Below are 12666 nucleotides of genomic sequence, written 5' to 3'. Positions count from 1 at the left end.
AATCACTATCGATTATTGTGATTGGTTTTACTCAGTTAACAAATTAGAAATCTTTTAAGAACATGATCAGGTCTCCAACAGCACTTTTCATGGCGACATCGTTGTGGCACACCCTTGTACCGCAAATCTTTATTCATCTCTAGCCTTCAAGGTTTGGAGCTTTTTGAAGGGTAAAACACAAATCCTTGGAAACCTTCAGTCCGTTGTAATTCTGCAACTGCTATGTATGCTATAACTTTGCCTGTTCATGAAACAACTTGTTTTATTCACAGATCTGGGCAAAGATCAACCGTACAAAGAAACATGGGATTTGCAGGAGCAATATTTACAGCAAAACTCATCGATAAAAGCTGCGGCACGAGGCTTACCAGGTCATCAGGAAACTTCACATTCAACAACTCGCTCAACAACAAACCATCTTCTTTTCGTAGAACATAGCCCTGTCTATACTCTTGGCAAAAGCGGTGACATTGCTAACGTTTTAATTAGCGAAGAAGACAGGCAGAATAAAGGCATCGATTTTTTTAAAATAAACAGGGGAGGCGATATAACCTTCCATGGCCCGGGCCAGCTGGTAGGATACCCAATTATGGATCTTGAAAAATTCAAAACAGACCTCGGGTGGTATTTAAGAAGTCTTGAAGAAGTAATCATTCTTACAATAGCTGAATACGGTTTAAAAGGCGAAAGAAGCAAAGGCGAAACCGGTGTATGGCTAGACCCTGACATTGGGGGCAGAGAAAGAAAAATTTGTGCAATGGGCATCCGTTGCAGCCGCTGGATTACGATGCATGGTTTTGCATTTAATATAAATACTGATTTAGACTATTTTAATTATATCGTTCCCTGCGGCATTCAAAATAAGCAGGTGACCTCACTGCAAAAAGAACTGGGCTACGAGTTGCCTATGGAAGAAGTGAAAGAGAAAGTGAAAACTAATTTCGAAAAAATTTTTGATGTCGAGATACAACCTGCTGCATCCGAGTCTCTTGCTTTGTGAGCTGTCTCTCACGTCAACCAAATTATTCTCTCTTAAAAAAAACGTGCTTGAAAGGTTTAAAGCTTAAGTGGACTAATGTGAGAATTTCTAAAATTCTTTCGGTACAAACAACCGGTTTTTCTCTTTTAATTTATTGTCCTCGTACAGTTCAAATAAAAACCATCCTGAGTGGATGAAATTCGATTTATCAAGAATTAAGGGAGATTCTTTTACCATATGGATTTCAAAAAGCGCAGTCCCATTTTCTTCGAAAAACTTCACATGATATTTCTTGTCGTTCACCTGCGGGACGGATACATTTATGTAGCCGTCTTTACTAATGAAGACATACGACGACGTCTTGTAAATCTCAACCACCACAAAAGGGCTGAGCCCTATCGAAGTGTCATTAATTGAATAGATCGTATCCTTCGTTTGACGGAGAATACTGTCCCTGAAACTTCTGAACGCAGTCACTGGCAGCTTCCTGAAAATCGAATCCTTTATTTTTATTGCCACCATTCTTTTATCACCAGCGATGGGATTATTAAAAGCACCGTTTGTCAAATCTCTTGCATTGGCAACATCTCTTGAATTGTCAACAGGCGCAGCCGCTACTGGTGCCGATCCAAAAGCTCGCTTCGATCTCGAAAAAAAGTAGGAGCCTCCTTCGAGCACATAAAAAATACGATAGAAAGTACGATTAGTCGCCGGCCTTGGATCTGTGAAACCATTTTGCGGAAGCTGGGGCGAGGTTGCAGAATACACGGTGGAGAAGTTCTTCAAGCTGTCATAAGACCTTTGAATGTTTAACTGCACCATACGTTGATACGGATTTGTCCAACTCACCGTTACCTTATCGCCTCTTTCGGTAATTGTAAATTTTGGTAATGTATCCTGGCTAAATAACCTGCTTGCTATAAACATGACAAGTACCAGGCTAATGAATTTTTTCAACTTCTTTTTCAATTATTGCGGCAAAGATAATGGGTGAAGAATAATTAAAATGCTAAGACTTTTGCCCCTAAACTCTCGTTTCCCTGCAGACCTCCACTATGAATCATCAGTACTTTGCTTCCTGCTTCAAAGTATTTTTTCTTCACCAGGTCCTCGATGGCGTAAAAAGTTTTACCTGTGTAAACAATGTCAAGCGGCAGGCTATGTTTATAATAAACGTCATTAATATAAGCAATCAATTCCTCGGGATGTTTTCCGTAACCACCGAAATGATAATCATGTTTAATTTCAAACAAAGCTTCGCCATTTTCCTGTTCCAGCAAATCCCTTATCTTTTCCTCGATACTATAATTGCCCTTCATCGAGCTTATGCCGATTATTGATTCATTTTTTGTACTTCCCATAACTAGTCCGGCCAACATTGTTCCCGTTCCAACAGCGGCAACGATATGAGTATATGCGGATACCCTTACTGTTTTTAAAATTTCAGAGGCACCTTTTGCTCCTGTCTTTCCATAGCCTCCTTCATCTACCCAGAACCAATTCTCATTTAAAAAGGAGGTTACTATCTCTTGTTTTCTTTGATACTGATCTCTGCTGACATAATGCAGTTCCATATCAAATTCTATTGCCTTAATAAGCGTGTAGGATAGAACGCCTGGTTTTTCGCCCCGAATGATTCCCACGCTTTTTAACCCGGCTTGCTTTGCAGCGAAAGCTGTCGCGATAATATGATTTGACCATGCGCCACCAAAAGTTGCTATAACAGTCTTTTGCTGCTTTTGTGCTTCTAATAAATAATATTTAAGCTTGAACCATTTGTTTCCGCTTACGACTGCATCCATTTTGTCGAGCCTTACAACATCCAGTGAAACATCGTTATCTATAAGCCATTCTGCTTCTATACGCTGAACATCAATTGAACTTAGATCCACTGGTATCGTTTTTGCAAAAGTCAACAAAATTATTTGCTGCATGAGCAGTATAAATTAGTTTCGCAAAGTTTAAAAATTCAATATGCAACCAACACTAGTGATTTTAGCGGCAGGTATGGCAAGCCGATATGGAAGTATGAAACAAATCCAATCTTTTGGTCCTTCAGGGGAAACCATTATGGATTATTCTATTTATGATGCTATCAGGGCAGGGTTTAAGAAAGTGGTTTTTATTATCAGGGAAGACTTTGCAGAAAACTTTAAAAGTATATTCGAACCAAAGCTCAAAGGAAAAATCGAGACAGATTATGTTTTTCAAAGCTTACAATCTTTTTTAGGCAACCAGCAGGTTCCTACAGAGAGAACAAAACCTTGGGGAACGGCGCACGCAGTTTTGTGTTGCAAAGAAACAGTCAAAGAGCCTTTTGCAGTGATCAATGCAGATGATTTTTACGGAAGAGACGCTTTTCAAAAAGCCTATGATTTCTTAACTACCGACGTTAGTGAAAAAGCCCAATGTATTATCGGCTACCAACTGAAGAAGACACTTAGCGAAAATGGAAGTGTTAGCCGCGGAGTTTGTGAGGCAGATGAAAACAACAACCTGATTTCAATTAATGAGCGTACGAGCATTTACCGGAACGAACAGGGAAAAATTACTTACGAAGATGAAACAGGTTTACATGAAGTAAGCGAAGACAGCTTAGTAAGCATGAACTTCTTTGGCTTTTCTCCGGCTATATTTCCGATTATCGAAAAGCAGTTCCAGGAGTTTTTAGCTGAAAATATAAACAAGCCTAAAGCGGAATTCTTTATTCCCCTGGTTGGTGATAATTATATTAAATCGGGTTTAGGTGTTATTAAGGTTATACCAACTGATGCACAGTGGTTCGGTGTTACTTATAAAGAAGATGCTCCCGGCGTTCAAAAAAGTATTGACACGTTAGTGCAGTCCGGAGAATATCCGAATAACTTAATGGCGCAATAATACTAGTTGTAAATGCTGAGTAAACTACAGGAGTAAAAGTGCGCGACGCAACAATGCCTAATTTATTTTATAAAGCTTAGTACAAACAAATTTCTTCTAATAAAAAATCCTGCTAAGAACTTAGCAGGATTTTTTATTGCTGTCAAATCAGATTTACTTGGTAAAACTTTTTACCATGAAAACACAATCTTGTATTTGCTTTATTTGTTGAACTCTGTCTAATCCCTTTAAACTTGAAACTGAAGATGCCTTCAAATTTTGATAGCTGGTATCTTCCTTCTTAAGAGAGTCAATAGCCTGGTAAACGTTTCTAGATTTAATTGCAAAAACAACTCCTTGCGCAGTAGGTTGAGACGTACTTAGGATACCAATCACTTCACCATTTCTATTAAAGACCGGACCGCCACTATTGCCAGGATTTGCGCTCACCGCGATCTGGTAACTCATGGTGTCTCCATTGTAACCTGTTTTGGCACTCATGTAACCTTCATTATACACAATCTCGTCTTTTGGAAACCCAAGAGTATAAATTGGTTCACCTAGGTCAGTTGTGCCTCTACGAATTCTATAGGGCAGGCTTGGAAAGGATTTGAAATCTTCATCGTCAATCTTTAGGATGGCAAGATCTTTCATGTTGTCAATATGAGCAATCACGGCTTTAAACTCCTGTCCCTTATTATTTTGAACAAGGATCGTTGATGAACCTTTCACGACATGAGCGTTAGTAATAAGAAATCCGCTGCCATCTATAAGAAAGCTTGTACCACCATTCAGCGCTTTCTCATACATTGGCACCTTTGACTTCAGCTCATTCAACTGCTTGCTCTGCACATTGTAGCTATGCATCACCTGGTTAATCTTACGGTTAAGCTGTACAATCTCACCTTTGTTTGTAGGAGAAAAATAACTAACCAGTGCGCTGATTACCAAAGCTGTAACGCTTGCAATAGTCGCAGCAATGCTTGTAACCTTTTTATACCGCTTCCATAATTGAACAACTTTTCCTTCACCGGTAACTACACCATTAGAAATTTCTCCCGTCTCTTCAAGACGTTCATGAACTTCATAAAGCTGGTGTTTGTATTCACGGTTTTCCCCGAAAGCCGTTATCTGGTGTAGGAACATGTTATGCTCGACCACCATTTGGTCTACCTCGGGCGTGGTTCGACGCAACTGTTCAAAGTCAGCCTTTTCGGCAGCACTAAGCTCACCTTTCAGGTATCGTTCAGTAGTGTCTAATAGTAAAATGTCATCCATCACTTATTCTCCTATGTTATATTGCGAAAAAAATAGTTTTTTCAATCTTAGCAGACACTTATACTTCTGGTTCTTTGCATTATCGGCGTTGGTATATCCAAAACTTGTGGCGATGTCCGTCATATCTTTCTTCTGCAGGTAGTAGGCTTCAAGTAAACTTCTGCAAGGTTCTCCCAGGCTTCCCAGCGCTCGTTCCATGATTGCAAAATCTGCATTCAGTTTTTCCTGGTATTCGAGATCTTCTTCAACGGCAACAGTTTCTTCAAGACTTTCAGCAGGACTAGTATACCTGTTAAGATGTTGCAACCGCTTTAGCCAAAGCCTTCTACATATACTGTACACATAAGTTTTTATCTGGCAGGTTAAGACAAATGAGTCTGTTTTTGCATTTTCATATAACACAATCATTGCCTCCTGAAAAATATCTCTAGCGTCGTCGTAAGTTCCATTGTTATTTAAAACAAACGACTGCACCATGCTAAAATTATTCTTATATATAGTCTCAATAGCCTTTGCATCACTTTTAGCCAGTCCCTTAAGTAATACCTGTTCGTTGATTTCGGCTTTCACAGATGTTTTATTTAATACCGCTTTATTGCTAAAGTAACCCACGGATTTTTATCGATTTCAAAAATACTGCTTGTTCAAGCTTACCTTCTAAACAATATGGTTTGACTCGAAAATTTATTAACAAAAAATCTATGAATTCCTGGAAAATGGAAAACTAGTTAGTGGTAGTTTATGCGTGATTTTATTATTGATTGAAGCACTAATACTTCAACAGAAAGTAAAGTAATCGTTGATGGCGTTACAATAAATCAGACCGCATTTTTGCTGAAGTTTTTTTTATTGCTTTAAATCAAAAAATTCTTTTTGACAGCCGGGTTACCTTTCTCGTATGATTGTATTAACCTTCAATTATAAACAAACAAACAAAACAAAGAAAAATGAAAAAACTATTATTCGTATTCGTTTTAGGTGCTTTCGCAGCATGTGGTAGTGGAGATTCAACAACAACTTCTGATTCTACAACTGTATCTACTGATGCATCTACATCTACAGGAACAATGAGTACTGATACTACTGGAACTGGTGCAATGAGCACAGATACTACAACTATCGCTCACTAATTCGATTTAGATAAATCAACTGCCAATCTATTTATTACATCGGCGCTTGCATTATAGGTAGTTGACTAAGAATTTTATGGCAAGCAATCGTTAAAGGCCATTTCCATTCGTGGGAATGGCTTTATTTTTTTCTTAAGATTTATTAAAAAAAAATTAAATGACTTGGGTTACTTTTCCTTGGCCCTTGTATTAACACTTAAATTAAACGTTAACATTAAACCAAGAAACAATGAAAAAGTTACTTTTCGTATTCCTTTTAGGCGCATTTGCAGCATGTGGTGGTGGAGATTCAACTTCAACTTCTGATTCAACTACTGTATCTACTGATGCATCTTCATCAACAGGAACAATGAGTACTGATACTACCGGCACAGGTGCAATGTCTACGGACACAACAAGTATGAGCACTCCTCACTAAAATAATTTATGCTTCTGCTCTTATGTTAAAAGTAGTAAAAGCTTGCAAAGCAGAAGTAGTTAAGATTTTCATATGGCAAGCAATCGTTAGAGGCCGTCCCTATTCTTAGGGATGGCTTATTTTTTTTGCATAGTTCCATGGCCGAGTTTTTAACCTTTTAAAAAAAGCATATGAAAAAGCTCTTACTATTACTTCCGCTTGCTGCAATTGTTTCTTGTGGAAACGATAACTCGGCTAACAGTCGAAGTGCAGATTCTACAACAGTCGACACTTCTTTTTCAAAAGGTGTAGTTATAGACAGTTCAATAAGTAATAAAATGAACGCCGACACAACCGGAATGAGCGAGGCAAGATAGAGTTTGCTATACGGGGCTTTTTTTGACCGCTCATATTTCTTAGCTACACAAGCTTTTGCTGTTTTTATAACCAATTTTGCTCAGAGCCAAAAAGTATAACGGCAGGGATATGAGTACGTTGTGTTATGTGGCAAAGCATTAATAGGTATCTAGTCGGCATCACGACCCGGTTATTTTCTTTTTTGGAATCCGGCATTAAGACTCTCTCAAACATTGTTGCGTCGCACACTTCAGCACTTTGTCTAACTTTTGGAATTCGTAAAAAGGAGATAAAAAAATTTGCCTTTTTTATTTCAATTCCTATTTTTACTTCACAATGAAACAAACAATAGCAAACACCTGGTTTAGCTTTTATTATTACTTCTACTTTAGAAAGTGGACCGGGAGCCTATTGAGATTGAAAACTAACTAAACAATCAAAATATAAAGTCCCGGCCAAACAGCCGGGACTTTTTTTATTAACTATGTCTGACGGGAAAAAACAATCAAAAGCAGGGGCATTAACGAAACCGCTAAGAGTTGCGATCCAGGGTTACGAAGGGAGTTTTCACCAGGAAGCAGCACGAAAGTTTTTTGGTAAAAATGTCGAAGTAATTCCTTGCGACAACTTCAGACAAGTGATAAAAGTTGCTTGTGATAAAAATGAAAGCAACGGTGGAGTTATGGCTATCGAAAATTCGATTGCAGGTAGTATTCTTCCAAACTATAATCTTTTACAAAAAAGCGACCTCACGATTGTGGGGGAAAAATACTTGCATATTCGTCAACATCTTTTGGTTAATCCGGGAGTAGAGTTATCAGACATAAAAGAAGTTCATTCGCATCCTATGGCATTGTTGCAATGCATCGATTATTTAGAACAACACCATTCCTGGAAGCTGGTTGAAACTGATGATACTGCCCTAAGTGCCCGTTACATTCATCGGCATAAAAGCAAACATACTGCGGCTATAGCAAGTAAACTTGCTGCGGAGCTATACGAGTTGGACATCATCGCGCCAGATATCCATACACTTAAAAACAACTACACACGCTTTCTTATGGTGCAACGAAAGGGAGAAGCAATGGTAGTTGATGGTGCAGACAAGGCATCAGTGTATTTTGAAACGGACCATAGTAAAGGCAGCCTGGCTAAGGTGCTGACGGCCATCGCAGTCAATGGAGTAAATATGAATAAGCTTCAAAGTATGCCAATACCAGGAAGCGATTTTCTATATGGTTTTTATGCAGATATGGAGATCGAAGGCACTGAGCAATTTAACCAGGTTGTAGATGATATAAAGCCGTTAACTGCGAAGCTTAAAGTCTTTGGTACTTATAAAAGAGGGAATTTAAAATAACAGCAAAACGCATAAGGATGGATATTAAAGTTTCAGAAAGGCTGGAAGGAATTGGAGAATATTATTTTTCTCAGAAGCTGAGAGAAATTGAGGAATTAAATAAACAAGGCAAAAAAATAATTAATCTCGGGATAGGAAGTCCGGATTTGCCGCCTCATCCTGAAGTTGTAAAGGTCCTGCAGGAAGAAGCTGCTAAACCAAATGTGCATGCCTATCAGAGCTATAAAGGCAGTCCTGTTTTAAGAAATGCGATGGCGGCTTTTTATAAAAAATGGTATCAGGCAGATGTCAACCCAGACATGGAGGTGCTGCCTTTGATCGGAAGCAAAGAAGGTATCATGCATATCTGTATGACTTATTTGAATAAGGGTGATGAAGCCCTGATTCCAAATCCTGGCTATCCAACCTACAGCAGTGCAGTGAAATTGGCAGGTGGTACATGTAAAGAATATGCTTTGAAAGAGGAAAATAATTGGGAGCCTGACTTTAAAGCATTAGAAGAAATTGATTTAAGCAAGGTGAAACTGATGTGGATCAACTACCCTGAAATGCCAACGGGCAAACAAGCTTCAAAGGAGCTTTTTGAAAGAATTGTGGCATTTGGAAAAAAACATAATATTCTAATTTGTCACGACAATCCATACAGTTTCATTCTTAACGAACAACCTATCAGCATATTAAGTGCAGAAGGCGCAAAGGAAGTGGCGCTGGAATTAAATTCATTAAGCAAAGCCAGTAATATGGCAGGTTGGAGAGTGGGAATGATGATAGGAGCGAAGGAGAGAATTGAAGAAGTTTTACGCTTTAAAAGTAATATGGATAGCGGAATGTTTTTGCCTGTTCAATTGGCGGCGGCGAAGGCTTTGAGTTTAGACAAGGAGTGGTATGATCAATTAAATGGCATTTATTCAGAAAGAAGAAAATTGGTTCACCAGCTATTAGACGTGTTGCAATGCAAGTATGACAAGGCTCAGGTAGGTATGTTTGTTTGGGCAAAAATACCTTCGTCGTACAAAGACGGCTACGAACTGAGCGATGAAGTTTTATACGATAAGAATGTATTTATTACTCCAGGAGGTATTTTCGGAAGCAACGGTAACGGTTATATCAGGATAAGTTTATGTGCTAAGAAAGAAGTGCTTGAGGAGGCTTTGGAGCGGGTAACAGCATAATGGAACGAAGCCTACAACAGGATCTAACAGAAGGACTATGATTTCAACAGAAAAACATATTAATAAGGTAGATACAGACAAAACGGTGTCCTTGCTTACTGTAACAATTATTGGTACGGGCTTAATCGGTGGATCGTTGGGATTGGTATTAAAAGATAGAGGTCTGGCTAAACATGTAATTGCAGTTGACAATAAACCCGAAAATCAACAACGAGCGCTGGAACTTGGTATTGCAGATGAAGTGTTGCCGATAAAAGAGGCAATTGCCAAAAGCGATTTAATTGTATTAGCCGTTCCGGTCGATGCTTTACACAGCTTATTACCAGCAATTTTAGATGAGGTTCAAGATCAGGTGGTAATGGATATGGGTTCTACAAAAGAAAGTGCGATAGGTCTGGTGGCGGATCATCCGAAAAGAGGAAGATACGTAGCCACTCACCCCATGTGGGGAACGGAATATAGCGGGCCGGCGGCAGCTGTAAAGACAGCTTTTGCAGACAAGGCAACGGTTATCTGTGATGCGGAAAACTCTGATGAGGATGCATTAAGAATGGTTCAGGAAATGTATACTGCAATAGGAATGCACCTGATTTATATGAATGCTACCGCTCATGATTTACATGCTGCTTACGTGAGTCATATATCTCACATTACTTCCTTTGCATTGGCAAATACTGTGTTAGAAAAAGAGAAGGAAGATGAAGCAATTTTTGAACTTGCCAGTGGAGGTTTTGAAAGTACTGTTCGTCTTGCAAAAAGTAACCCTGCCATGTGGGTTCCGATATTTAAGCAAAACAGAGAGAACGTGTTGGATGTACTTAACGAACACATTACACAGCTTAGAAAATTTAAAAGTTGTCTTGAGAAAGAAAACTACGAATACTTACAGGAGTTGATAGAGAATGCAAATGGAATCAGGAGGATTTTGAAATAATTGGCGATTAAATGATATTAACTCAAGTCTTGAAAATTGCTCTTAAAACATCAAAAGTAGAGAGCTCGAATAGTAGAGGCTGAGTAAAAAAATAAAGGCAAAAGTGAGTGACACAACGATGTCGAAAGTAGTGCTACAGTTTGTTCAATGAGAAAAAATTGATTGAGCTAAGCGCGAAAATTGAGGGAGGGAGTTACTATCATTCATCAATCGAAAACTAATGGTCTTACAACAGAAACATAACAACAAAAGCAGCAATACGGCTAGAATTAAATAGTACCTTTGCGCAAATTTTAGATTATATGATGACATTTGAAGGGTTGGGAATTGACGCAAGGTTAATTCAGGCAACCGACGAGTTGGGGTTTGTGAACCCAACCCCTATACAGGAGCAGGCAATCCCGGTGCTATTGAGTGGCACAACTGACTTTGTGGGATTGGCTCAAACCGGTACAGGTAAAACAGCAGCATTTGGCTTGCCATTGTTGCAATTGATTTCGGTAGAGAATAAGCATCCGCAAGCATTAATTGTATGTCCTACACGCGAGCTGTGCATGCAGATTGTAAAGGAGATTGAACTTTTTAAAAAGCATATAAAAGGATTGCATGTTGTAGCTGTTTATGGTGGCGCTTCTATCACCATGCAGATTCGTGATTTAAGAAGAGGTGTTCAAATCGTAGTGGCTACTCCGGGCCGTTTAATTGACCTGATTGAGCGTAAAGCAATCGACCTTGAACAAATTAAATACGTGGTGCTGGACGAGGCGGATGAGATGTTGAACATGGGCTTTAGAGACGATATTGAATTCATTTTAAAGAATACCCCTAACCGTGAAAGCACCTGGTTGTTTAGTGCAACAATGCCGCCTGAGGTAAGACAGGTAAGTAAGCGCTATATGAAAAGCCCCGTCGAAGTAACGGTAGGTAAGGCAAATACGGGAAATAAGAATATCGATCACCAGTATTATGTATGCTCGTCGCAACATCGCTACGAGACGCTTAAGCGGATCATCGATTTTAACCCCGGTATGTATGGTATCATCTTTACCCGTACAAAACTTGATGCGCAAGGAATAGCGGAAAAGCTTACAAGAGAAGGTTACGATATTGATGCATTACACGGTGATTTATCGCAAGGTCAGCGTGATGCAGTAATGGGACAGTTTCGCGATAAAACATTGCAGCTTCTAATTGCAACCGACGTGGCAGCACGTGGTATTGATGTGAAAGAGATAACCCACGTGATCAACTTCGAACTACCGGATGATGTAGAAGTTTACACGCACCGAAGTGGCCGTACAGGTCGTGCAGGTAGCCAGGGAATTTCGATGTCCATCGTGCATTCAAGAGAGATCTTTAAGCTTCGCCAGATAGAGAAAATGGTTCAACAACCTTTTCATAAGTTAGATATTCCTTCCGGTAAAGATGTTTGCCGTAAGCAGTTTTTTTACTTCATGGATAAGTTGCTGCAAACAGATGTAAGTCATGGCGACTACGAAACATATATGCCCATGCTTGCAGAAAAGTTTGCAGACGTAAGCAAGGAAGAAGTGTTGAAAAGGGTGGTCGCTACAGAATTTGACAGGTTCCTAAAATACTATGAAAATGCTTCAGACCTTAATGCCCGTACTGATACACGTGTGAGGGAAAGAACGCCATACGATCGCGGAGACCGAAGTGACTCAAGAGGTGATCGTGCTGATGGACGTACCCGGGACACAAGAGGCAGAGAGTTTTCTGGAGGTGATGGCAACTATGCAAGGTTGTTTGTAAATCTTGGAACCAAGGATGGTTTTTACAAGGCAAGTTTCCTGCAGTTTATTCTAGATATGAGCGAACTAAAGAAAGAAAACTTAGGACGCATTGATATGAAGGAAATGAATAGCTGGATTGAAATAGATAAAAGCGTGGCAGATAAAATGGTGCGCGCGGTCGACGGCAAAACTTTCAAAGGCAGAAGGATCAGGATGAATGATGCTAATAGCAGGGGGTAGAAATCTCATGCTCCAACTCTTTCTTCAGGAGAAGGAGCGGTAAATTAGTTCTTTAATAAGCAGTTCGAACTTCCACGTCAGTAGCAGAGCATTGATAAGCGAATGAAGGATAAGGTTCAAGTTGAAGTGTAAGAAACAAAAGATAAAATAAAAAACGTTCTCCCGACCTCCCTCTCCTTGAGGAGACGGAGGTTGGGTAAGCTCGA

13 protein-coding genes are annotated in these 12666 nt (G+C 39.4%); 9 read left to right on the top strand and 4 right to left on the bottom strand.

Annotated features, from left to right (window positions below; translation table 11 throughout):
- Nucleotides 1–247: 247 nt before the first annotated feature.
- Nucleotides 248–1000, top strand: a complete 753-nt coding sequence (gene lipB, locus SAE01_RS16890; RefSeq protein WP_147204974.1) for a lipoyl(octanoyl) transferase LipB — start codon at nucleotides 248–250, stop codon at nucleotides 998–1000.
- 87 nt (nucleotides 1001–1087) lie between these two features.
- Here lipB and SAE01_RS16885 read toward each other — a convergent pair whose 3' ends face one another.
- Nucleotides 1088–1936, bottom strand: coding sequence for a hypothetical protein (locus tag SAE01_RS16885; protein WP_147204973.1), 849 nt, complete (start codon nucleotides 1934–1936; stop codon nucleotides 1088–1090).
- A 44-nt stretch (nucleotides 1937–1980) separates the two neighbouring features.
- Entirely contained in the window at nucleotides 1981–2871 is an 891-nt protein-coding gene (locus SAE01_RS16880; protein ID WP_170234185.1) for a 1-aminocyclopropane-1-carboxylate deaminase/D-cysteine desulfhydrase, read from the bottom strand.
- Between the two features lie 82 nt (nucleotides 2872–2953).
- On the opposite strand from SAE01_RS16880, the gene SAE01_RS16875 reads away from it, so the two are divergent.
- The gene (locus SAE01_RS16875; RefSeq protein ID WP_147204971.1) at nucleotides 2954–3859 is read left to right on the top strand and encodes a sugar phosphate nucleotidyltransferase; all 906 of its coding nucleotides are present in this window, start codon (nucleotides 2954–2956) and stop codon (nucleotides 3857–3859) included.
- Nucleotides 3860–4012: 153 nt separating this feature from the next.
- Here the strand turns inward: SAE01_RS16875 and SAE01_RS16870 are convergent, their stop codons facing one another.
- A complete protein-coding gene (locus SAE01_RS16870; protein ID WP_246113265.1) occupies nucleotides 4013–5116 on the bottom strand; it encodes a S1C family serine protease in 1104 nt (367 codons plus the stop codon).
- 3 nt (nucleotides 5117–5119) lie between these two features.
- A complete protein-coding gene (locus SAE01_RS16865; RefSeq protein WP_147204969.1) occupies nucleotides 5120–5686 on the bottom strand; it encodes an RNA polymerase sigma factor in 567 nt (188 codons plus the stop codon).
- Between the two features lie 377 nt (nucleotides 5687–6063).
- On the opposite strand from SAE01_RS16865, the gene SAE01_RS16860 reads away from it, so the two are divergent.
- The 7 genes from SAE01_RS16860 (at nucleotide 6064) to SAE01_RS16830 (ending at nucleotide 12460) form a co-directional block, all read left to right on the top strand.
- Nucleotides 6064–6246, top strand: coding sequence for a hypothetical protein (locus SAE01_RS16860; RefSeq protein WP_147204968.1), 183 nt, complete (start codon nucleotides 6064–6066; stop codon nucleotides 6244–6246).
- A gap of 229 nt (nucleotides 6247–6475) precedes the next feature.
- Nucleotides 6476–6664, top strand: a complete 189-nt coding sequence (locus tag SAE01_RS16855) for a hypothetical protein (RefSeq protein WP_147204967.1) — start codon at nucleotides 6476–6478, stop codon at nucleotides 6662–6664.
- Between the two features lie 170 nt (nucleotides 6665–6834).
- Nucleotides 6835–7020 (top strand): hypothetical protein, encoded by a 186-nt coding sequence (locus SAE01_RS16850; protein ID WP_147204966.1) that lies wholly within the window; start codon nucleotides 6835–6837, stop codon nucleotides 7018–7020.
- 464 nt (nucleotides 7021–7484) lie between these two features.
- Nucleotides 7485–8360, top strand: coding sequence for a prephenate dehydratase (locus SAE01_RS16845; RefSeq protein ID WP_147204965.1), 876 nt, complete (start codon nucleotides 7485–7487; stop codon nucleotides 8358–8360).
- Nucleotides 8361–8377: 17 nt separating this feature from the next.
- Nucleotides 8378–9532, top strand: coding sequence for a pyridoxal phosphate-dependent aminotransferase (locus tag SAE01_RS16840; protein WP_147204964.1), 1155 nt, complete (start codon nucleotides 8378–8380; stop codon nucleotides 9530–9532).
- Between the two features lie 37 nt (nucleotides 9533–9569).
- A complete protein-coding gene (locus SAE01_RS16835) occupies nucleotides 9570–10466 on the top strand; it encodes a prephenate dehydrogenase (RefSeq protein WP_147204963.1) in 897 nt (298 codons plus the stop codon).
- A 302-nt stretch (nucleotides 10467–10768) separates the two neighbouring features.
- Nucleotides 10769–12460 (top strand): DEAD/DEAH box helicase, encoded by a 1692-nt coding sequence (locus tag SAE01_RS16830; protein WP_147204962.1) that lies wholly within the window; start codon nucleotides 10769–10771, stop codon nucleotides 12458–12460.
- The last annotated feature ends 206 nt before the right edge of the window (nucleotides 12461–12666 follow it).

The organism is Segetibacter aerophilus (assembly GCF_007991655.1).
Taxonomy (GTDB): Bacteria; Bacteroidota; Bacteroidia; order Chitinophagales; family Chitinophagaceae; genus Segetibacter; species Segetibacter aerophilus.
This window is presented reverse-complemented; position numbering and strand designations above follow the sequence as displayed.

What these genes read in the sequence shown, in the direction of transcription:
- lipB (WP_147204974.1), top strand. Translation starts at nt 248, where the DNA reads ATGAAACAACTTGTTTTATTCACAGATCTGGGCAAAGATCAACCGTAC.
- SAE01_RS16875 (WP_147204971.1), top strand. Translation starts at nt 2,954, where the DNA reads ATGCAACCAACACTAGTGATTTTAGCGGCAGGTATGGCAAGCCGATAT.
- SAE01_RS16870 (WP_246113265.1), bottom strand. Translation starts at nt 5,116, where the DNA reads ATGGATGACATTTTACTATTAGACACTACTGAACGATACCTGAAAGGT.
- SAE01_RS16860 (WP_147204968.1), top strand. Translation starts at nt 6,064, where the DNA reads ATGAAAAAACTATTATTCGTATTCGTTTTAGGTGCTTTCGCAGCATGT.
- SAE01_RS16855 (WP_147204967.1), top strand. Translation starts at nt 6,476, where the DNA reads ATGAAAAAGTTACTTTTCGTATTCCTTTTAGGCGCATTTGCAGCATGT.
- SAE01_RS16850 (WP_147204966.1), top strand. Translation starts at nt 6,835, where the DNA reads ATGAAAAAGCTCTTACTATTACTTCCGCTTGCTGCAATTGTTTCTTGT.
- SAE01_RS16845 (WP_147204965.1), top strand. Translation starts at nt 7,485, where the DNA reads ATGTCTGACGGGAAAAAACAATCAAAAGCAGGGGCATTAACGAAACCG.
- SAE01_RS16840 (WP_147204964.1), top strand. Translation starts at nt 8,378, where the DNA reads ATGGATATTAAAGTTTCAGAAAGGCTGGAAGGAATTGGAGAATATTAT.
- SAE01_RS16835 (WP_147204963.1), top strand. Translation starts at nt 9,570, where the DNA reads ATGATTTCAACAGAAAAACATATTAATAAGGTAGATACAGACAAAACG.
- SAE01_RS16830 (WP_147204962.1), top strand. Translation starts at nt 10,769, where the DNA reads ATGATGACATTTGAAGGGTTGGGAATTGACGCAAGGTTAATTCAGGCA.